20 protein-coding genes are annotated in these 19,361 nt (G+C 67.7%); 12 read left to right on the forward strand and 8 right to left on the reverse strand.

The features are described from left to right. Nucleotides 1–60: 60 nt before the first annotated feature. The 8 genes from fabZ to HV742_RS29325 all read left to right on the forward strand — a co-directional run bounded on the left by fabZ (nucleotide 61) and on the right by HV742_RS29325 (nucleotide 5,476). Nucleotides 61–516: a 3-hydroxyacyl-ACP dehydratase FabZ gene (gene fabZ, locus HV742_RS29290; RefSeq protein WP_006385190.1), complete on the forward strand. Its 456-nt coding sequence runs from the start codon at nucleotides 61–63 to the stop codon at nucleotides 514–516. Next, on the forward strand, nucleotides 517–1,311 hold the full coding sequence (lpxA, locus tag HV742_RS29295) for an acyl-ACP--UDP-N-acetylglucosamine O-acyltransferase (protein WP_049074247.1): 795 nt from the start codon (nucleotides 517–519) through the stop codon (nucleotides 1,309–1,311). Beyond that, entirely contained in the window at nucleotides 1,308–2,504 is a 1,197-nt protein-coding gene (lpxB, locus tag HV742_RS29300) for a lipid-A-disaccharide synthase (protein ID WP_049074245.1), read from the forward strand. The genes lpxA and lpxB overlap by 4 nt, the downstream gene beginning before the upstream one ends. After that, nucleotides 2,491–3,099, forward strand: coding sequence for a ribonuclease HII (rnhB, locus tag HV742_RS29305; RefSeq protein ID WP_175147066.1), 609 nt, complete (start codon nucleotides 2,491–2,493; stop codon nucleotides 3,097–3,099). The genes lpxB and rnhB overlap by 14 nt, the downstream gene beginning before the upstream one ends. Then, complete coding sequence (locus HV742_RS29310) at nucleotides 3,096–3,884, forward strand: TrmH family RNA methyltransferase (protein WP_175147067.1); 789 nt, start codon at nucleotides 3,096–3,098, stop codon at nucleotides 3,882–3,884. The genes rnhB and HV742_RS29310 overlap by 4 nt, the downstream gene beginning before the upstream one ends. Before the next feature lie 119 nt (nucleotides 3,885–4,003). Next, nucleotides 4,004–4,408, forward strand: coding sequence for a DUF2846 domain-containing protein (locus HV742_RS29315; RefSeq protein WP_254601294.1), 405 nt, complete (start codon nucleotides 4,004–4,006; stop codon nucleotides 4,406–4,408). Nucleotides 4,409–4,556: 148 nt separating this feature from the next. Next, complete coding sequence (locus tag HV742_RS29320) at nucleotides 4,557–4,931, forward strand: hypothetical protein (protein WP_175147068.1); 375 nt, start codon at nucleotides 4,557–4,559, stop codon at nucleotides 4,929–4,931. Between the two features lie 65 nt (nucleotides 4,932–4,996). Beyond that, nucleotides 4,997–5,476, forward strand: coding sequence for a DUF2846 domain-containing protein (locus HV742_RS29325; protein WP_059270140.1), 480 nt, complete (start codon nucleotides 4,997–4,999; stop codon nucleotides 5,474–5,476). 63 nt (nucleotides 5,477–5,539) lie between these two features. Here the strand turns inward: HV742_RS29325 and ppsR are convergent, their stop codons facing one another. Then, the gene (gene ppsR, locus HV742_RS29330) at nucleotides 5,540–6,367 is read right to left on the reverse strand and encodes a posphoenolpyruvate synthetase regulatory kinase/phosphorylase PpsR (RefSeq protein WP_175147069.1); all 828 of its coding nucleotides are present in this window, start codon (nucleotides 6,365–6,367) and stop codon (nucleotides 5,540–5,542) included. Between the two features lie 192 nt (nucleotides 6,368–6,559). Between ppsR and ppsA the strand changes: the two genes are divergently transcribed. Next, nucleotides 6,560–8,926, forward strand: a complete 2,367-nt coding sequence (ppsA, locus tag HV742_RS29335) for a phosphoenolpyruvate synthase (protein ID WP_175147070.1) — start codon at nucleotides 6,560–6,562, stop codon at nucleotides 8,924–8,926. Nucleotides 8,927–8,998: 72 nt separating this feature from the next. On the opposite strand, the gene HV742_RS29340 is transcribed toward ppsA, so the two are convergent. The 6 genes from HV742_RS29340 to HV742_RS29365 form a co-directional block, all read right to left on the reverse strand. Beyond that, nucleotides 8,999–10,120 (reverse strand): PepSY-associated TM helix domain-containing protein, encoded by a 1,122-nt coding sequence (locus tag HV742_RS29340; protein ID WP_175147071.1) that lies wholly within the window; start codon nucleotides 10,118–10,120, stop codon nucleotides 8,999–9,001. Between the two features lie 16 nt (nucleotides 10,121–10,136). Beyond that, on the reverse strand, nucleotides 10,137–12,602 hold the full coding sequence (locus HV742_RS29345) for a TonB-dependent siderophore receptor (RefSeq protein ID WP_175147072.1): 2,466 nt from the start codon (nucleotides 12,600–12,602) through the stop codon (nucleotides 10,137–10,139). A 132-nt stretch (nucleotides 12,603–12,734) separates the two neighbouring features. Then, nucleotides 12,735–13,649, reverse strand: a complete 915-nt coding sequence (locus HV742_RS29350; RefSeq protein WP_175147073.1) for a FecR family protein — start codon at nucleotides 13,647–13,649, stop codon at nucleotides 12,735–12,737. Between the two features lie 3 nt (nucleotides 13,650–13,652). Next, nucleotides 13,653–14,156 (reverse strand): RNA polymerase sigma factor, encoded by a 504-nt coding sequence (locus HV742_RS29355; RefSeq protein ID WP_054476884.1) that lies wholly within the window; start codon nucleotides 14,154–14,156, stop codon nucleotides 13,653–13,655. Between the two features lie 125 nt (nucleotides 14,157–14,281). Next, nucleotides 14,282–15,124 (reverse strand): bifunctional transcriptional activator/DNA repair enzyme AdaA, encoded by an 843-nt coding sequence (locus HV742_RS29360; protein ID WP_175147074.1) that lies wholly within the window; start codon nucleotides 15,122–15,124, stop codon nucleotides 14,282–14,284. 111 nt (nucleotides 15,125–15,235) lie between these two features. Further along, nucleotides 15,236–15,973: a glutamine amidotransferase gene (locus tag HV742_RS29365; RefSeq protein WP_059270147.1), complete on the reverse strand. Its 738-nt coding sequence runs from the start codon at nucleotides 15,971–15,973 to the stop codon at nucleotides 15,236–15,238. Between the two features lie 156 nt (nucleotides 15,974–16,129). Between HV742_RS29365 and HV742_RS29370 the strand changes: the two genes are divergently transcribed. From HV742_RS29370 to HV742_RS29380, 3 genes are all read left to right on the forward strand, one after another. Next, nucleotides 16,130–16,570, forward strand: coding sequence for an NfeD family protein (locus tag HV742_RS29370; RefSeq protein ID WP_006394517.1), 441 nt, complete (start codon nucleotides 16,130–16,132; stop codon nucleotides 16,568–16,570). 150 nt (nucleotides 16,571–16,720) lie between these two features. Then, the gene (locus tag HV742_RS29375) at nucleotides 16,721–17,647 is read left to right on the forward strand and encodes an SPFH domain-containing protein (RefSeq protein ID WP_049074219.1); all 927 of its coding nucleotides are present in this window, start codon (nucleotides 16,721–16,723) and stop codon (nucleotides 17,645–17,647) included. A gap of 26 nt (nucleotides 17,648–17,673) precedes the next feature. Next, a complete protein-coding gene (locus tag HV742_RS29380) occupies nucleotides 17,674–18,864 on the forward strand; it encodes a GGDEF domain-containing protein (RefSeq protein ID WP_054502797.1) in 1,191 nt (396 codons plus the stop codon). Nucleotide 18,865: 1 nt separating this feature from the next. Here the strand turns inward: HV742_RS29380 and smpB are convergent, their stop codons facing one another. Beyond that, on the reverse strand, nucleotides 18,866–19,333 hold the full coding sequence (smpB, locus tag HV742_RS29385; protein WP_006385177.1) for an SsrA-binding protein SmpB: 468 nt from the start codon (nucleotides 19,331–19,333) through the stop codon (nucleotides 18,866–18,868). Nucleotides 19,334–19,361 lie beyond the last annotated feature (28 nt).

Genomic DNA, 19,361 nt, shown 5'->3' on the forward strand with positions numbered 1-19,361 from the left:
CCGCCCTGGGCGCGTCCGGCGCCGCAAGATTTATTTCATTTCGCAGGAATTCACAGAAAAATGGAACTCGACATCAAGGGGATCATGGAGAGGCTGCCGCATCGTTACCCGATGCTGCTGATTGATCGCGTCGTCGAAATGGTGCCCGGCAAGTCCATCGTCGCCATCAAGAACGTCTCGATCAATGAACCGTTTTTCAATGGCCACTTTCCCCACCATCCGGTGATGCCTGGCGTGCTGATCGTGGAAGCCATGGCCCAGGCTTCGGCCCTGTTCTCGTTCACCGACGAGAACGGCGGCCTGAAGTGCGAAGGCGCCAAGACGGCTTACTACCTGGTGGGCATCGACGGCGCGCGTTTCCGCCGTCCGGTGGTGCCGGGCGACCAGTTGCGCATCGAGGTCGAAGCCGAGCGCCTGAGCCGCAGCATCTGTAAATATCAGGCGCGCGCCACGGTGGATGGGCAGGAAGTGGCGTCGGCCAAGCTCATGTGCGCGATCCGTAGCCTGGAAGAGTAAATGGCAGGAAACATCCATCCTACCGCCGTCGTCGATCCGGCGGCGAAAATCGACCCCAGCGTGGTCATCGGCGCGTTCTGTGTCGTGGGACCCGATGTGACGATCGGCGCCGGCACCGAGCTCGGCCCGTATTGCATGGTCGATGGCGTGACCACCATCGGGCGCGACAACCGGTTCTACCGGTATTGCTCGATCGGCGGCATGCCGCAGGACAAGAAGTACAAGGGCGAGCGCACCCGGCTGGTCATCGGCGACCGCAACACGGTGCGCGAGTTCGTCACGCTGAACACTGGCACGGTGCAGGACGGCGGCGCCACCACGCTGGGCGATGACAACTGGATCATGGCCTATGTGCACGTGGCGCACGATTGCCACGTGGGCAACAACACCATCCTGGCCAATTCCGTGCAGTTGGGCGGCCACGTCCACGTGGGCGACTGGGCCATCGTCGGCGGCTTGACCGGCGTGCACCAGTTCTCGCGCATCGGCGCCCACAGCATGACGGGCGGCAACAGCTCGCTGATGCAGGACACGCCGCCGTTCGTGCTGGCCGCGGGCAACCCCTGCCGGCCGGTCGGCGTCAACGTCGAAGGCCTGAAGCGCCGCGGTTTCACGCCGGCCCAGGTGTCGGCGCTGCGTGACGCCTACAAGATCATCTACCGCCGCGGCCTGTCGCTGGACGACGCGCGCGCCGAACTGCGGGCCCGCCAGCAGGCCGAGCCCGAAGTCGCCGAGCACCTGCAGACGCTGCTGGATTTCCTCGACGTCGCTTCGCGCGGCATCATCCGTCCATGAGCATGCGGATCGGCATGGTGGCCGGCGAGCCTTCGGGCGACCTGCTGGCCGGCCGCATCATTGCCGGTTTGCAGGAGCGCGCGCCGGGTGTGCGTTGCGAAGGCATTGGCGGTCCGCAGATGCAGGCGCGCGATTTCGATACCTGGCATCCGATGCATGCGCTGACGGTGTTCGGGTATGTGGATGCGCTCAAGCGCCTGCCGAGCCTGCTGCGGACCTATCGCGACGTGTCGCGCCGCTGGCTGGCCGAACCGCCGTCGGTGTTCGTCGGCATCGATGCGCCCGATTTCAACCTGCGCCTGGAGCACCAGTTGCGCCAGGCCGGCACGCCCACGGTGCATTTCGTCGGCCCGTCGATCTGGGCCTGGCGCTACGACCGCATTCACAAGATCCGCGAGTCGGTCTCGCACATGCTGGTGCTGTTCCCGTTCGAGGAAGAGATCTACCGCAAGGAAGGCATCCCGGTCACCTATGTCGGCCATCCGCTGGCTGGCGCCGTGCCGATGCAACCCGATCGCGCCGCCGCGCGCGCGCGGCTGGGCATCGACCCGGATGCGCGCGTGCTGGCGATCCTGCCGGGTAGCCGTTCGTCCGAGATCCGCCTGCTGGCGCCGCGCTTCCTGCAAGCCGCGCAGATGCTGCAGAAGCGCGATCCGGCGCTGCAATGCGTGGTGCCGATGGTCAACGACCAGCGCCGCGCCGAATTCCAGGCGATCCTGGCCAAATACCCGGTGCCGGGGCTGCGCTGCGTCACCGCCCAGGACCTGCACGGGGCGGATGGCGATCGCCAGGCCCCGGTGGCGTGGTCGGTGATGGAGGCCAGTACCGCGGTGCTGGTGGCCAGTGGCACCGCCACTCTGGAAACCGCGCTGTACAAGCGGCCCATGGTGATTTCCTACGTGCTGTCGCCGCTGATGCGCCGCATCATGGCCTGGAAGTCCGGCCAGGAGCGGCCCTACCTGCCGTGGGTGGGACTGCCCAACGTGCTGCTGCGCGACTTCGCGGTGCCCGAACTGCTGCAGGACGACGCCACGCCGGAGAAGCTGGCAGAGGCCACCTGGACCGCGTTGACCGACGAGGCCCTGGCGGCGCGCATCGAGGCGCGCTTCACGGCCTTGCACCAGGAACTGCTGCGCGACACGCCGGCGCTCGCCGCCCAGGCGATCCTGGAGGTGGCCGGTGGAGCAGCCTGACCTGTTTGCCGCGCCGGCGCAGCCGGCGCTGGTGACCGCCGGCGTCGACGAGGCCGGCCGCGGCCCGCTGGCGGGCGCCGTGTACGCAGCCGCCGTGATCCTGGACCCGGCGCGTCCCATCGACGGCCTGGCCGACTCCAAGGTGCTCAAGGCGGCGACCCGCGAGGCGTTGGCCCTGGAGATCCAGGCACGCGCGCTGGCCTGGTGCGTGGCCAGCGCCAGCGTGGCCGAGATCGACAGCCTGAACATCCTGCGCGCCACCTTGCTGGCGATGCGCCGCGCCGTCGAAGGCCTGGCGCTGGCGCCCCAACTGGCGCTGGTGGACGGGAACCAGGCCCCCAAGCTGGGCTGCACGGTGCAGACGGTGATCAAGGGCGACGCCCTGGTGCCGGCCATCTCCGCCGCGTCGATCCTGGCCAAGACCGCGCGCGACGCCGATCTGCTGCGCTTGCACGCGCTGTACCCGCAGTATGCGTTCGATCAGCACAAGGGCTACGGCACCGCCTTGCACCTGCAGATGCTGCGCGAACACGGCCCCTGCGCCGAGCATCGCCGCAGTTTCGCGCCCATCAAGGCCTTCGGCCTGGTCTCATGAAGCACATCAGCTCCCGCGACAACCCCGCGGTCAAGGCGCTCGCCAGGCTGGCTGGCACGGCCGGCAAGCGCGGCGCGCCCGTGCTGCTGGACGGCGTGCATCTGTGCCAGGCCTGGCTGCAGCATCACGGCGCGCCGGATCAGGCCGTCTTCGACGTCGAACGGCTGTCGCAGCCCGATATCGCGGCGCTGGCGGAGGCGGTGCCGGATGCCCGTTGCCTGGCGCTGGACGCGCGCCTGATGCAAGCCTTGGCCAGCGTCGAAAGCGGGCAGGGCGTCGCCTTCGTGGTGACGCCGCCGCAGCCATCGCCGCCCGAGGCGGTGGACGAGAATTGCGTGCTGTTCGATCGCATCCAGGATCCGGGCAATGTCGGCACCTTGCTGCGCACCTGCGCCGCGGCCGGGGTCAAGCGCGTGTTCCTGGCCACCGGCACCGCCGCGGCCTGGTCGTCCAAGGTGTTGCGCAGCGGCCAGGGGGCGCACTTCGCGCTGGCGATCCACGAGCACGTGGACTTGCAGGCGCTGCTGCCGACCCTGCGCGTGCCGCTGGTGGCGACCGCCCTGGAAGGGGCCGAGGACCTTTACGCGGGGCGCCTGCCCGAACGCTGCGCCTGGGTCTTCGGCCACGAAGGGCAGGGCGTGGCGGCCGATCTGCTGGCGGCTGCGCGGCTCAAGCTGCGCATTCCCCATGACATTGCCGCGGTCGAATCGCTCAACGTGGGCGCGGCCGCCGCCATCTGCCTGTTCGAACAGCGCCGCCAGGCGCTGGCGGCCGGCGCGCGCTGACACCGTCCCATCTTTCCGTGCGGCTCCGCTAATGGGGCCCGTCCCCGCATATACTCTCGCGATATTCAGGATCGGGATGCCGCTGTCGGCGTCCGGCCTCGACCGCCCCAGGAGTGCGCATGAAGATCGGAAGGATGCTTGTGATGTCGGCCGCCGCGTTGTTGCTGGCGGGCTGCGCCGGGCCGCGTCATGGCGAGATCGCCTCCCAGATTCCGCCGATCGAGGCCGGCAATGGCCGTATCTACATCTACCAACTGGCCCAGGCCGACGGCGCCAACGCCGCCGAGCCAGCGATCCTGATCGACGGCCGCAAGGTCGGCCGCTCCAAGCCGGGACGCTTCTTCTTCGTCGACCGGCCGGCCGGCGCGCATACGCTGGCCACCGCCCACTACAAGCGATCGGCCAGGCCGGCGCTGCCGGTGCCGTTGGAAGCCGGCCAGACCCGCTATGTGCGCACGGACATCGTCGCCGGCGCCCAGGTGCTGCGTTGGAGGAATCGGCCGAGACGGCGCAACAGGACCTGACCGGGCTGCGTTATTGGGGAGCGGGCTGGCGCGACCGCGAGAAGCTGCGCTACTGATTATGTGTGGTTACAAATTTTGACATTTTGAGGTATTCATGGCATCTTCCCGGACTATTGATCGGTCATTGGAGCATCGAGCGGGTCGGGTGATGCTGTTTGCATGGCTCTGCGTGGCCGTGCTGGCGGGATGCGCATCCGGCAAGCCCGAGCCGGCCAACCTGGTACCGGTTGCGGCGGCCGAGTCCGCCAACGTGATCCGGCTATCCAGGCAGGTGCACGCTGCATTACCGGCCGACGCGGCCGTGACGCTGCCGGGCGCTTCGCAATGGCGTCGCGTGGGCGCCATTGTGCAGGGGGATGTCTATCGACCCTTGGGCGGACAGTTCACTGTCCAGGCGCCCAGGAAAACCGAAGCCTATCTGGTGGTCTCTTCAGGCCAACTGGTGGGGTTTTATCTGCCGGGCGAACGCAGCTATGTCGAGTTGACCCGTCCGGTGGCGCTGCCTATCGGCGTGCGCCAATAACCTTGCGGGTCTCCCGATGCGATAGTGTGTGGCGCCGGTGGTCCCCTGACAGGAGAGCAGGAAGAATGAAGCGCGGGATCAGGATGTTGGCCGCCGCCGCAATCGCGGTGGGGGTATTGGCGGGATGCGGTGGCGCGCGTTACCGGGACGTGGCGGCGAACATTCCCGTCATGGTGCCGGATACCGGCCGGATTTATTTCTACCAGCCGCCGGCGCCGGGCAGCGTGTTGTCGAGCCAGCCTTACCTGCGGGTCAACGGCACCAAGGTTGGACGTTCCAAGCCCGGCAGCTTCTTCTTCATCAATCGTCCGCCCGGTACCTATCGCGTCGACACGATGCGCGAGAATGAATTCGTGACCTTCGACCTGGCGCCGGGACAGACGCGCTACGTGCGCCTGAGCATCGAGGGCGTCGGCGGCAATTCGTCCAGCGTTGGCACCCAGGTCATGCGCATGGAAGACTCGGAAACGCTGGCGCAGCAGGAGATGGCGCCGCTGAAGTACTGGGGCGCCGGTTCGCGCGAGCGGGTCAAGCTGCGTCGCTGACCGCCGCGGGGCGGCCCGTTTGCCGCCAGACAAGGGCGCGCCGGTGGCGCGCCCTTGGCGTTTTCAGCCGCGGTCCAGGCCGACTTCCTGCAGCACCGTGGTCGAGATTTCCTCGATCGACTTGGTGGTGGTGGACAGCCACGAAATGCCCTCGCGACGCATCATGCGCTCGGCCTCGGCCACCTCGTAGCGGCATTGTTCCAGCTGCGCGTAGCGGCTGTTGGGGCGGCGCTCGTTGCGCACCTCGGACAGGCGCTCGGGCTGGATCGACAGGCCGAACAGCTTGGCGCGGTGCGGCGCGATGGTCGAGGGCAGGGTGCCGCGCTCGAAATCGTCAGGCGTCAGGGGGAAGTTGGCGGCCTTGATGGCGTATTGCATGGCCAGGTACAGACTGGTCGGGGTCTTGCCGCAGCGCGAGACGCCCACCAGGATGACGTCGGCCTGGTCCAGCTGGTTGACGAACTGGCCGTCGTCGTGCGCCAGGCTGAAGTTGATGGCGTCGATCCGGTTGCGGTACTTTTCCGAATTGGCCTGCATGTGCGAGCGGCCGATGGAATGGCTGGATTTGAGCCCCAGCGCCTGCTCGATGTGGCTGACGAAGGTGCCGAACAGGTCCAGGAAAATTCCGTTCGCCTGGCGAACACGGGCCAGGATGTCGGGGTTGACCAGGGTGCTGAAGACGATCGGCGGCACGCCGGCTTCCTGGGCGCTGCGGTCGATGCGCATGGCCACTTCGGCGGCTTTTTCCAGCGTGTCGACAAACGGCAGCCGCACCGGCTTGAAATCGACTTCTTCGAACTGGGAAAGCACCGACTGGCTGAAGGTTTCCGCGGTGATACCGGTACTGTCGGAAACGATGTATACCGTGCGTACGATCGGGGTAGATGTCATATGTAAAAATTCCAACCAGGCGGATGGCCGAATGTGCTCCTCCGAGTACAATCAGGCCCCTATAAGTCACCCCAAGGGCGGTCCAAGGCCAGTTTGGTCAGCGCAGGCGGATCGGCGAAAACCAGGCGATAAGCCGGCGTCGAATCTGCATTGACCAAACTCGCTTTCATTCCATTGTAAAAGGTGACTTCAATGTCGTACGTTGTTTTGTTCGAGCAGCTCCGCATGACGGACGTGGACTCGGTAGGAGGCAAGAACGCATCACTAGGCGAAATGATCAGCCAGCTGTCTGGCGCGGGTGTCCGCGTGCCGGGCGGCTTTGCCACGACCGCTGACGCCTTCCGCGACTTTCTCAAGGCCTCCGGCCTGGACAAGCGCATCGCCGAACGCCTGACCACCCTGAACCCCGAAGACGTGCGCGAGCTGGCCAACGCCGGCGCGCAGATCCGTCAATGGATCGTCGAAGCGCCGTTCTCGGCCGAATTCGAAGCGCAGATCCGCGACGCCTTCGCCAAGCTCGACGCCGATGGCAAGGGCTCGTTCGCCGTGCGCTCGTCCGCCACTGCCGAAGACCTGCCCGACGCCTCGTTCGCCGGCCAGCAGGAAACCTTCCTGAACGTGGTCGGCATCGACGACGTGCTGGACAAGATCCGCCACGTGTTCGCCTCGCTCTACAACGACCGCGCCATCTCCTACCGCGTGCACAAGGGCTATGCCCACGCCGATGTGGCCCTGTCGGCCGGCATCCAGCGCATGGTGCGTTCGGACAAGGGCAGCGCCGGCGTGATGTTCACCATCGACACCGAATCGGGCTTCCAGGACGTGGTGTTCATCACCTCGTCGTACGGCCTGGGCGAAACCGTGGTGCAGGGCGCCGTCAACCCCGACGAGTTCTACGTCTTCAAGCCCACGCTGGCCCAGGGCCATTTCCCCATCGTCGGCCGCCGCATCGGTTCCAAGCTGATCAAGATGGAATTCGACCCCGAGCGTCCGGAAGGCCGCGCCGTGCGCACGGTCGACGTGCCGGTGTCCGAACGCAACCGCTACTCGCTGACCGACGACGAGGTCATCGAGCTGGCCCGCTACGCCGTCATCATCGAGAAGCACTATGGCCGCCCGATGGACATCGAGTGGGGCCGCGACGGCGTCGACGGCAAGATCTACATCCTGCAGGCGCGCCCGGAAACGGTGAAGTCGCAGCAGGGCGCCAACGACGTGCAGCAGCGCTACCGCCTGAAGGCCACCGGCCAGGTCCTGATCACCGGCCGCGCCATTGGCCAGAAGATCGGCTCGGGCCCGGTGCGCGTGGTCGGCGACATCTCCGACATGGACAAGGTCCAGCCCGGCGACGTGCTGGTCACCGACATGACCGATCCCAACTGGGAACCCGTCATGAAGCGCGCCTCGGCGATCGTGACCAACCGCGGCGGTCGTACCTGCCACGCGGCCATCATCGCGCGCGAACTCGGCATTCCGGCCGTGGTGGGCTGCGGCAACGCCACCGACCTGCTCAAGGAAGGCCAGGCCGTGACCGTGTCGTGCGCCGAGGGCGACGAAGGCCGCATCTATGACGGCCTGATCGAGACCGAGGTCGAGGAAGTGCGCCGCGGCGAGATGCCCGCCATCGACCTGAAGATTATGATGAACGTGGGCAACCCCCAGCTGGCGTTCGACTTCGCCCAGATCCCCAACGGCGGCGTCGGTTTGGCGCGCCTGGAATTCATCATCAACAACAACATCGGCATCCACCCGAAGGCGGTGCTGGACTACCCGAACGTCGACGGCGAGCTGAAGAAGGCCGTGGAATCGGCCGCCCGCGGCCATGCCAGCCCGCGCGCCTTCTTCGTCGAGAAGATGGCCGAAGGCGTGGCCACCATCGCGGCGGCCTTCTACCCGAAGCCCGTGATCGTGCGCATGTCGGACTTCAAGTCCAACGAGTACCGCAAGCTGGTCGGCGGTTCGCGCTACGAGCCCGAGGAAGAGAACCCGATGCTGGGCTTCCGCGGCGCCTCGCGCTACATCGCCGACGACTTCGCCGAGTGCTTCCGCATGGAATGCGAAGCGCTCAAGAAGGTGCGCGATGACATGGGCCTGACCAACGTCGAGATCATGGTGCCGTTCGTGCGCACCCTGGGCCAGGCGGAAAAGGTGGTCAACCTGCTCGCCAAGCACGGCCTGGCGCGCGGCGAGAACGGCCTGAAGCTGATCATGATGTGCGAAGTGCCCTCCAACGCCATCCTGGCCGACGAGTTCCTGCAGTACTTCGACGGCTTCTCGATCGGTTCGAACGACATGACCCAGCTGACCCTGGGCCTGGACCGCGACTCCGGCATGGAACTGCTGGCGGCCGATTTCGACGAACGCGACGAGGCCGTCAAGTTCATGCTGCGCCGCGCGATCAAGGCTTGCCTGGCCGCCAACAAGTACGTCGGCATCTGCGGCCAGGGCCCCAGCGATCACCCGGACTTCGCGCAGTGGCTCAAGGATGAAGGCATCCTGTCGATGTCGCTGAATCCGGACACGGTGGTCGACACCTGGCAGCGCCTGGCGAAGCAGTAAGTCGCCCGCGTTGACGCAAACCCCCGCATTCGGAAGAGGCGGGGGTTTTTTCTTGGGGCGGCCCGGCGGCGGTCAACCCCTGGCTGCCGCGCCCGGCCCGCGCCGCCTGGGCAGATACAGGTAGAGCCCCGTGACCAGCACGGCGATGGCCGCCAGATCCAGCATGGCCCAGATCAGTTTGAGCGGCAGGCCGGCGTAGTTGCCGAAATGCAGCGGCCGCGAGCCTTCCAGCAGCCACATGTACCAGGGCGGCGGATCCGCGTCGAGCAGTGCGCCGTCGGCGATGCGCACCACGACCGGGTGCAGCAGGTGCCGCGTCAGCGGCGTGCGGCCCTGCATGAAGACGGTACAGTCGCCGTCGGACGAGAACAGCGAACCGGGCAGCGCCAGGAAGCTGATGTCGCGCTCCGGCAGTGTGCGCCGGGCCAGGTCGACCGCGGCCTGCAGCGGCCGGGCGACCGGCGGGCCGGGCGGCGGCGCGGCCAACTGCCGGCTGGCCGCATGCTCGCGCCAGGCGCCAAAGACGAACGAATCGAGCGTGTTGATTGCGCCGCTCAGTCCGACCACGGTCAACCAGGCCAGCAGCACCATGCCCAGCAGATTGTGCAGGTCCAGCATGCGCAGCAGCCGCGAACGCCCCTTGCGCACGGTGCCGAACGGCGTCTTGCGCATGAAGCCGCCGTACAGCGCCACGCCGGAAACCAGCGATACCAGCAGCAGCGCGCCCATGACGGCCAGGATCAGGCTGCCCGGCATGCCCAGCAGCATGTCGGTATGCAGCCGCAACAGCAGGGCCATCGGCCCGCCGTGGCGCCAGTCTTTCTCGCTCCAGGCTTCGCCGGTGACGACGGGGCCGTGCGCATCGACCAGCGCGAAGGGCTTCTGGCCGGGCGCGCCCGGGCTCAGCCCGAAACGGTACTGGTGAGGTTCGTCCAGCCAGACGATGAAGCGGATGTCCCGGCGCGGGTATTGCTCGCGCACCCGCGCGGCCATGGCATCCACGTCCCGTGGCGCGGCCGCCTCCCGCGCCGGCGGGACACGGGCGGGGGTGTCGAACCAGGCGTCGATCTCGTCATGGAAGATCAGCGGCAGCCCGGTCAGGCACAGCATCAGCAGGAACAGCGTGCATGCCAGGCTGGACCACGTATGCAGCCATCGCCAGATGCGCAGGCGGCGCGGGGCGTCGATGCTCATGCCAGGGCGCCCACGCTTACCAGCGGTAGGTCAGGGTGCCGATGACGGTGCGTCCGGCGCCGTAGAAGCACTTGGTCGCGGTGGCGCACGCCGATACGTATTCGCGATCGAACAGGTTGCTGGCGTTGATGCCGGCGGTCAGTCCCTTCAGCGAAGGGATGGCTTGCCCCAGGTCGTAGCGCACCGCGGCATCCACCACCGTGAAGGGCGAGACCTTCAATGTGTTGTCGGCGTTGGCATAGCTGCTGCCGACGTAACGCACGCCGCCGCCCAGGCTGAGGCCGGCCAGCGCGCCGCTGTGGAAGGTGTAGTTGGCCCAGGCGTTGGCGCTGTGGCGCGAGACGTAGGTGGGGTGCTTGCCCTGCGCGGTGGTGCTGCGCGTGTTGACGTTGTCCATCAGGGTGTAGGACGCCAGCAGGTCCAGGTTGCGCGTCAGGCTGGCCTTGCCTTCCAGTTCCAGACCGCGCGAGCGCACCTCGCCCGTCTGGATGCTGTAGTTGGTGTTGGCCGGATCGGTCGTGAGCACGTTGCTCTGGGTGAGCTGGTAGACGGCGGCGCTGACGAAGGCGTCCTGGCCGGGCGGCTGGTACTTGATGCCGGCCTCGTATTGCTCGCCCTTGGTGGGCTTGAACAGATTGCCCTGGGCGTCGGCGTCGGCCACCGGCTGGAACGAACGCGAATAGCTGACGTAGGGCGCCACGCCGTTGCTGAATTCATAGACTGAGCCAAGGCGCCAGGAGAAGGCGCGGTCGGACTGGTTGGTGGTGTCGCCGTTGATCCGGTTGCGCCGGTCGTTGCCCGCCCAGTCCTGGCGGATGCCGCCCAGCAGCGTCCATTGGCCCAGTTTCACCTGGTCCTGCGCGTACAGGCCTATCTGGTCCAGCGTCTGCTTGCTGCGCACGGTGATCGACGGCGTGGCGATGGCGGCGTCGTAATCGGGCCGATTGATCGACAAGGATGGCGCGGCGCCCATGCCCTGGTCTTCGCGATAACTCAGGCGCTGGTAGTCGATGCCGAACAGCGCGGTGTGCGCGAGGGCGCCGGTGTTGAAACGGGCCTGGGCATGGTTGTCCGCGGTCACCGCGTCCATGTTGGCGTGATTGACGATGGCGCGCCGCGTCAGCAGCGGATTGGCCGGATCGGCGGCATTCAGCCCCGTGGTGTAGACGCTCTTGTAATCCGTTTTCATCTGCATGTAGCGCAGGTTGGACTGCACCGACCAGACCTCGTCGATCCGATGCTCCAGCAGATAGCCCAGGGCCGTCTGCGTGCGCTTGAATTCATCGAAGCGCGGCGACCCGTCGAAGAAGCGGCGACCGATGCGGCCGCCGCCGGGCAGGTCCTGGATGGTGCCCACGGCCGGCAGGAAGCCGAAGTAGCCGCCATAGGGATCATGCTGGTACTGCGCCAGGAGCGTCAGCGAGGTGTCGGCGTTGGGGCGGAACGTGACGGCCGGCGCGATCGCCACGCGCTCGTCCTTCTGGTAGTCGATCTGGGTCTTGCCGGTGTGAGCGACGCCGGTCAGCCGGTAGAGCACCTTGCCGGCGTCGTCCACCGGACCGCCGAAGTCGAAGGCGGCCTGCCCGAAGTTGTGGCTGCCCGCCTGCAATTCGATCTCGTGCAGCGGCGTGGCGGTGGGTTTCTTGCTGACCAGGTTGATCAGGCCGCCCGGAGTGCCCTGGCCGAACAGCACGGATGACGGGCCGCGCAGCACTTCGATGCGTTCCAGGTTGTAGATGTCGATCTGCGGGATGGCGTAGTTCGTGCCCAGCAGGCGCATCCCGTCCAGATAGGCGTAGTCGTAATTGATGCCACCGCCAAAGCCGCGGTAGATCACCGTGTCGTAGCGCGAGCCGCCGGCGCCGCGGTATTCGGCGGTCAGGCCAGGCGTATAGCGCAGCGCCTGGCGCACGTTCTGCACCGCCTGGTCGTCCATCTGCTGGCGTGTCACCACCGAGATGGATTGGGGCGTCTCGATCAGCCGGGCGTCGGTCTTGGTGCCGGCGCCGGAAGTGTCGGCCACGTATCGGACGGTCTCGCTCGCGCCTTGCACCCGGATGGGGTCGAGCGTGGTGGCGTCGCTCGCGGCGGCGGGCAGCCGCGACACGATCAGGGTGTTGCCGCTGTGGCGCCAGCCCAGGCCCGAGCCGGCCAACAGGCGCGTCAAGGCCTCATCGCGGGTATAGCTGCCGTGCAGCGCGGGGGCGGTTCGGTCGCGCGCGATGTCGCCGCTCATGACCAGTTGCAGGCCGGTGGACGCGGTATAGGACAGCAGGGCGCTGGCCAGCGGCTGGCTGGGGATATCGAAGCGTTGATGCGCGGCGGCGTCGGCGGGAGCGGCTTGCGCCTGGGCCGCGGGTTGGCCCGCGGCCCAGGCGGTGGCCGCCAGCAAGGCGGCCGCCAGGCGGCGCAAGCCGTGGCGGCCGGTGTGCAGGGAGGCGCCAGCGCGGTGGCGTAGGGGATGGTGTTGTGCGGCCGACATGTGCGGTTTGCCCTTGTTCGTGTTTCGATATCGCGACGGCGGATTGCGCGTCCTCTCCCTGTCAAACACCGGACGGGCGGGAACTGATGATCGAAGCGGGCGGGAAGTTGGTAACTGAATGTTGTCGGGTGGTCAGCGCGCGTAGACCAGGGTGGCGTAGCCCGCCACGACACGCAGCCGGATCGGGAAGGTTTCCGCCAGGCCACGCAGGGCCTCCTGCGGATCCGCCGTGTGGAAGGCGGCCGTGACCGGCAGCGCGCCCACGCCGGCATCCATCAGGAAGATGGGGCCGCGCTGGTAGCGTTGCAGCTCGGCCAGCACGGTGGCCAGCGGCACATCGTTGAACACCAGGCGATCCTGGCGCCAGGCCAGCGCGGCCGCCTGATCGAAGCGCGCGGGCGCGGCGCCGCCCGAGACGCCGTACCGCATCTGCCAGCCGGCTTCGAGCGTCACGGGGGGCGCGTCGGGACGCGGCCGCACCGCGACCGCATGCTCGGTGACCGACACGGTGACGATGTCGTCCAGCAGCTTGACGTCGAATTGCGTGCCGAGCGCAGTGCTGATCCCCTGGCCGGCCCGCACGGAAAAGCGCCGTGTGGCGTCGGCGGCGACCTGGAAGTAAGCCTGGCCGCGATGCAGGGTCAATTGGCGTTGGCGGCTGTCGAAGCGGACCGACAACGCGGTGTCGCTGCCCAGTTCGAGCGCGCTGCCGTCGGCCAGGACGATGCGGCGCCGTTCGCCGATGCCGGTGCGATAGTCGGCCAGCAGGTGCAGGCGCGACAATGCATACAGCGCGGGAACCGTCACGGCCGCCGCGAGCACGCCCAGCATGGCGCGGCGACGATGCATGCAGTCAACGACGGGGCGGACCGCGTCGAAGCGGTTCCACAGCGCCTGCGCCCGCGCATAGGCGGCGGGGTGGGCCGGGTCGGTCTCCAGCCAGCCGGCGAAGGCGCGGCGATCCTGTTCGGTGACGTCCTCGTCGTGCAGCCGCGCGAGCCATTCCAGCGCGGCCAGGTAGATCGGGTCCGGGGCGGGGGCGGCCATGGCTCAGGCGGGCTCCAGCGCGGCGTCCAGCTGCGCCATGGCGGCCACGACCTGCGAGATCACGGTATTGCGGCTGGTGCCCATGCGTTCGGCGATCTCGTCATAGGACAGGCCTTCGATGCGCTTGAGCACGAAGGCCTGGCGGCGGCGTTCAGGCAGCGCCGCGATGGCCTCCAGCAGGCGTTGCAGCTCGCGCCGGTACATCACGATCATTTCCGGCGTGGGGCGGGAGTCGGGGAGGTGGTCCAGTTCCAGGCCGGTCAACTCCACCTCGGCGCGGCGGCGCGCATCGCGCAGGTGGTTGAGGGCCAGGTTGTGGGCCGCCCGGGTGATGTAGCCGGCATTGACCTGGGCGCGCTGGGCGCCCATGCGCAGCAAATTGGTGAAGGCCTGCTGCACGACGTCCTCGGCCGCGCCCTGGCTGCCGACGATACGGCGCACGATGGCGCGCAGGCGCCGCACTTCGGCTTGGTAGAGGGCGGAGATGTCGCCAACAGGCACGTTCATGGCAGGCCGGCGGGCGAGAAAGCCCGCGTGAGAACAGTCAAATACGATTGACAACCGTTCTCAATTATAGCGGGCTTGCCATCCGTGCCGCGCAGCGTCCCTGGCAAGGACGCGGGCCATGTCCTTCAGGCCGCCTTGGCCTCGCGCTCGATCAGTTCGCGCTTGCGCTCGATGCCCCAGCGGTAGCCGGCCAGCGAGCCGTCGGTGCGCACCACGCGGTGGCAGGGAATCGCCAGCGCGATGTTGTTGGTGGCGCAGGCCCGCGCCACCGCGCGCACCGAACGCGGCGAGCCGATGCGTTCGGCGATGTCGGTGTAGGTGACGGTGGCGCCCACCGGGATCTCGCGCAGCGCCTCCCAGACGCGGCGCTGGAAGGCGGTGCCGCGCACGTCCAGCGGCAGGTGCAGGCCCACCGAGGGGTTTTCGACGAAACCGACCACCGCCGCCATCCATTGCTCGAATTCGCGGTCGGCGCCGATCAGCCGGGCGGCCTTGAAGCGGTCCTGCAGGTTGCGCACCAGTTGTTCGGGGTCTTCGTGCAGCGCGATTTCGCAGATGCCGGTGTCGCTGGCCGCCACCAGCAGGGCGCCCAGCGCGCACTGGCCCACGGCGAAGCGGATCTCGACGCCTTCGCCGTCCTTGCGGAAGGCGGTGGGCGTCATGCCCAGGATGGCCGGCGCGGCCTCGTAGAAGCGGCCGCTGGAGTTGAAGCCGGCGCCGTACATGGCGTCGGTGACGCTGGCGCCCTGGCGCAGCTGCTGGCGGGCGCGGTCGGCGCGCAGCGCGTTGGCGTAGGCCTTGGGCGTGATGCCGGTGGCCGCCTTGAAGATGCGGTGGAAATGGAAGCGGCTCATGCCGGCCTGTTCGGCCAGCGTGTTCAGGTCGGGCGGCTGCTCGGCCTCCAGCGCCCGGCAGGCGCGTTCGACGGCGGCGGCGTGCTGTTTGCTCAAGGGGGCGGCGTGGGTCATGTCGGGCTCCAGGGGCGCGCCGGTTTGCGCGCTTTCGACCATGTTCTCAAAGGCCTGCCCGCGCCGCACTCCGGTTGTTGCCGGGAGCGGCACGCGTCCCCGGTCCGGACCTCAGGCGGGCGCGTAGGCGTCCAGGAAGCGGCGCACCAGTTCGCCCGACACCGGGGTGGCGCGCACGTTGGCGGACAGGCCGGGCACGTCGAGGTTCTCGGCGGCGTAGCGGCGGCCGAAGCGTTCGAGGTGGGCGCGCACGAAATCGGGGCCGAATTCGGGGTGGAACTGGGTCGAGAAGACGTTGCGGCCGATGCGGATCATCTGGTGCGGGTCCAGGTCGGAACGCGCCAGCACGGCGGCGCCGGGCGGCAACTGCAGCACGGTCTGCGCATGCAGCATCTGGGCCGGGAAGGTGGGCGGCAGGCCGGCCAGCAGTTTGTCGCCGGCGGCGGCGGGCAGCAGTTCGACCGTCTGGGTGCCGACCTCGCGGCCGGCGGGGTTGTAGCCCACCTTGCCGCCCAGGGCGTGCGCCAGGAGCTGGTGGCCGTAGCAGATGCCGAACATCGGCAGGCCGGCCGCAGCGGCCTCGCGCAGCCAGGCGGCGGTGGCTTCGCTCCAGGGCTCCAGGTCGGTGACCATGGCCGGCGACCCCGTGATCAGGGCGGCGCGGTACTGGTCCGGCGCGCGCGGCCGTTCGCCGGCGTGGACGGCAACCACTTCGAGGGCGTCGGGCGCCAGGCCGGAGGCCCGCGCCAACTGTTCGGCATAGCCGCCGAACTGGCTCTTGAGCGTATCGTCCGGGTCGCCCGTGTGCAGGATGAGGACGGGACGGGCGGGGGAGATTGCAGCGGTCATTGGGGGTGTATACGTGGTAAATGCCAGCGGCCGGGGACGGCAGCCAGCGCACATCATAATCCAGGCGATTGTCCGAGGTGGGCGGGGGCGTCACCGCGGCGTCATGGAAATACGTACAATCCGCTGACCGACTCATCCTTTCAGGCAAACGTAACTATGTGGATTTGGTTAGGGCTGGCCGCGCTGGCGCTCATCGGCGAGCTGGCGACAGGAACCTTCTACCTGCTATTGGTGGCGCTGGGACTGGCCGCGGGGGGCGTTGCCGCCTGGCTGCTGGCGGGCCTGGAATGGCAGCTGGTGGCGTGTGGCGTCGTGCTGCTGCTGGGCCTGCTGGTGCTGCGCAAGACGCGCGTCCTGAAAAAGCGCGAGGTCGACGCCTCGCGCAACGCCGACGTCAACCTGGACATCGGCCAGACTGTCAAGGTGGAAGCCTGGAGCCAGGACGGCACCGCGCGCGTCTGGTACCGCGGTGCGCACTGGCAGGCGGAACTGGCCGAGGGGCAGCCGGCCCACGGCGGCGAACACATCATCACCGAAATGCGCGGCACGCGCCTGGTCCTGACTCCGAAGGGGGACGCGACCGGCGCCACGCGCTAGGGCGTGGCGGCGTGGAAGGCTCCTTGCCTTTGCGCGCCGGCCCGTTCCAAGGCAGGACCCGGACCCGCGCAGACGGGCCGGCCGCAGCAGGCGCCCTGGCTATCGCGGACAGGCGCGTCACCGCATTCACCCCAGAAGAGGCACTACACCATGATGGACACTTCCACTATCGTCCTGCTTGTTATCGTCGCACTGGCGATCCTGATCGTCATCAAGGCGATCGCCATCGTCCCCCAGCAGCACGCCTGGGTGGTCGAGCGGCTGGGCAAGTTCGACCGCGTACTGTCGCCGGGCGCCGGCTTCGTGATCCCGTTCATCGAGCGCGTGTCGTACAAGCATTCGCTCAAGGAAATCCCGCTGGACGTGCCGAGCCAGGTCTGCATCACGCGCGACAACACCCAACTGCAGGTGGACGGCGTGCTGTACTTCCAGGTGACCGACCCGATGCGCGCGTCGTACGGTTCGTCCAATTACATCTCGGCCATCACGCAGCTGGCGCAGACCACGCTGCGCTCGGTGATCGGCAAGATGGAACTGGACCGCACCTTCGAGGAACGCGACGCCATCAACAGCACCATCGTGTCGTCGCTGGACGAGGCGGCGCTGAACTGGGGCGTGAAGGTGCTGCGCTATGAGATCAAGGACCTGACCCCGCCCAACGAGATCCTGCGCTCGATGCAGGCGCAGATCACCGCCGAGCGCGAGAAGCGCGCGCTGATCGCGGCCTCGGAAGGCCGCCGCCAGGAGCAGATCAACATCGCCACCGGCGAACGCGAAGCGGCCATCGCCCGTTCGGAAGGCGAGAAGCAGGCCCAGATCAACCAGGCGCAGGGCGAGGCCGCGGCGGTGCTGGCGATCGCCGAAGCCACCGCCAAGGCCATCACGCAGGTGGCCGACGCCGTGCGCCAGCCCGGCGGCATGGAAGCGGTCAACCTGAAGGTGGCCGAGCGCTATGTCGAGGCCTTCGGCAACGTGGCCAAGGAAGGCAACACGCTGATCCTGCCGGCCAACCTGGCGGACGTGGGCGGCATGATCGCCTCGGCCATGACCATCGTCAAATCCACCCGCAACAGCTGAACCGCGCGCCGCCTGGCGCATTGCCCATGATCGCTCCCGTCCATTTGCTGTCGATCGCAGTACTGACGGGAGTGCTATCGCTGTGTGTGCTGGGGTCCCTGGCGCGCAGCGGCATGGCCGGGATCCGCGAAACCATACGCGCCAACCTGCTCACGCTGTTGGCGTTTTTTCTGTTCGGGCTGCAGGCCACCGAGGCGCCGCGCTGGCTGTCGATCGTGCTGCCCAATGTGCTGATCGGGCTGGCGCTGTGCGCCTACTACACCGGTATCCGGCGCCTGCTGGGGCAGCGGGTGCCGCGCCACCTGATGGGGCTGGCCTGCGGCGCGGCCTGGCTGGTGCTGGCGGGATATACCTACCTGGACAACCAGGTGGCGCCCCGCATCGTGGCCATGTCGACGCTGCAGATGGGCTTCATGTTCGCGGTGGCGGCGGCGGTGTGGCGGGGACTGCCCGCCAACCGTTCGCGCTACAGCTATTACTTCGTCTGGTCGGTGGCGATGATATCCGGCCTGACCTGCGCGCTGCGGTCGGTGCTGTTCGCGTCCGGCGTGGCCCGGGCCGATTTCCTGCTGCAACCGACCAACTGGAACATTGTGTTCATGACGCTGGGCGTGCTGGCGATGCCCTGCCTGACGCTGGGCACGATCATGATCATCCACGACCGCATGCTGGCCGATCGCGAGCACGAGGCCAGCACCGATTTCCTGACAGGGTTGATGTCGCGCAAGGCATGGTGGCTGCAGGCGGAGCGCTTTTGCGCCCAGGCGCTGCGCACGCGGCGGCCATTGTCCCTGATGCTGCTGGATATCGACCACTTCAAGCGGATCAACGATACGCACGGCCATGCCGCCGGCGACGCGGTGCTGCGCCATTTCGGCCTGCTGGCCACGGCCACGTTGCGAACCGGCGACCATGTCGGCCGGGTGGGGGGCGAGGAATTCAGCGTGCTGTTCGCCGATTTGCGCAGCGACGCCGTGATGGACGTGGCGCAGCGCTTGCTCGACTCGGTGCAGCGCACGCCCTGCGCCCATGGCGGCAGCGTGATTGCCTATACGTTCAGCGCCGGGGTGGCGGAGTGGCTGCCGGGCGAGAACCTGCAGGCCTTTTTTGAGCGCGCCGACCGCATGCTGTACGCGGCCAAGCAGGGCGGCCGCAACCGGGTGCTGGGGCCGGGCATGCAGCCGGCCGAGCGCGTGCCGCTGCCGGCGGCCGCCTGATTCAACTGTCTTTGCGCGACGCCCGCGTGTCGTGCTTCATGATGCGCTCTTTTTCGCGCTGCCAGTCTTTCTCGCGCGCGGTGTCGCGCTTGTCGAAGAGTTTCTTGCCGCGGCCCAGCGCGAAGTCGAGCTTGATGCGGCCGTTCTTGTAGTGCAGGTTGAGCGGCACCAGCGTATAGCCGCGCTGTTCGACCTTGCCGATCAGCTTGCTGATCTCCTCGGCCTTGAGCAGCAGCTTGCGCGTGCGCATGGCGTCGGGGTGAATGTGGGTGGAGGCCGTCGGCAGGGGGCTGACGTGCATGCCGAGCAGGAACAGCTCGCCGTCGCGCACGATGACGTAGCTTTCCTTGAGCTGCACGCGGCCATCGCGGATCGCCTTGACTTCCCAGCCCTGGAGGACCAGGCCGGCCTCGTAGCGGTCCTCGATGAAATAATCGTGCGTGGCCTTGCGATTGTCGATAATGCTCATCTTGTGGGGGCCAAAATGCCCATCTGTT

The organism is Achromobacter ruhlandii (genome assembly GCF_902859695.1).
Classification (GTDB): domain Bacteria; phylum Pseudomonadota; class Gammaproteobacteria; order Burkholderiales; family Burkholderiaceae_B; genus Achromobacter; species Achromobacter ruhlandii.

Coding starts and splice junctions, on each gene's coding strand:
- HV742_RS29315 (WP_254601294.1), top strand. CDS start 4,004: ATGAAGATCGGAAGGATGCTTGTGATGTCGGCCGCCGCGTTGTTGCTG.
- ppsA (WP_175147070.1), top strand. CDS start 6,560: ATGTCGTACGTTGTTTTGTTCGAGCAGCTCCGCATGACGGACGTGGAC.
- smpB (WP_006385177.1), bottom strand. CDS start 19,333: ATGAGCATTATCGACAATCGCAAGGCCACGCACGATTATTTCATCGAG.
- HV742_RS29380 (WP_054502797.1), top strand. CDS start 17,674: ATGATCGCTCCCGTCCATTTGCTGTCGATCGCAGTACTGACGGGAGTG.
- HV742_RS29350 (WP_175147073.1), bottom strand. CDS start 13,649: ATGGCCGCCCCCGCCCCGGACCCGATCTACCTGGCCGCGCTGGAATGG.
- HV742_RS29375 (WP_049074219.1), top strand. CDS start 16,721: ATGATGGACACTTCCACTATCGTCCTGCTTGTTATCGTCGCACTGGCG.
- HV742_RS29355 (WP_054476884.1), bottom strand. CDS start 14,156: ATGAACGTGCCTGTTGGCGACATCTCCGCCCTCTACCAAGCCGAAGTG.
- ppsR (WP_175147069.1), bottom strand. CDS start 6,367: ATGACATCTACCCCGATCGTACGCACGGTATACATCGTTTCCGACAGT.
- HV742_RS29365 (WP_059270147.1), bottom strand. CDS start 15,973: ATGACCGCTGCAATCTCCCCCGCCCGTCCCGTCCTCATCCTGCACACG.
- HV742_RS29320 (WP_175147068.1), top strand. CDS start 4,557: ATGCTGTTTGCATGGCTCTGCGTGGCCGTGCTGGCGGGATGCGCATCC.
- HV742_RS29325 (WP_059270140.1), top strand. CDS start 4,997: ATGAAGCGCGGGATCAGGATGTTGGCCGCCGCCGCAATCGCGGTGGGG.
- lpxA (WP_049074247.1), top strand. CDS start 517: ATGGCAGGAAACATCCATCCTACCGCCGTCGTCGATCCGGCGGCGAAA.
- HV742_RS29360 (WP_175147074.1), bottom strand. CDS start 15,124: ATGACCCACGCCGCCCCCTTGAGCAAACAGCACGCCGCCGCCGTCGAA.
- HV742_RS29370 (WP_006394517.1), top strand. CDS start 16,130: ATGTGGATTTGGTTAGGGCTGGCCGCGCTGGCGCTCATCGGCGAGCTG.
- HV742_RS29310 (WP_175147067.1), top strand. CDS start 3,096: ATGAAGCACATCAGCTCCCGCGACAACCCCGCGGTCAAGGCGCTCGCC.
- HV742_RS29345 (WP_175147072.1), bottom strand. CDS start 12,602: ATGTCGGCCGCACAACACCATCCCCTACGCCACCGCGCTGGCGCCTCC.
- lpxB (WP_049074245.1), top strand. CDS start 1,308: ATGAGCATGCGGATCGGCATGGTGGCCGGCGAGCCTTCGGGCGACCTG.
- fabZ (WP_006385190.1), top strand. CDS start 61: ATGGAACTCGACATCAAGGGGATCATGGAGAGGCTGCCGCATCGTTAC.
- HV742_RS29340 (WP_175147071.1), bottom strand. CDS start 10,120: ATGAGCATCGACGCCCCGCGCCGCCTGCGCATCTGGCGATGGCTGCAT.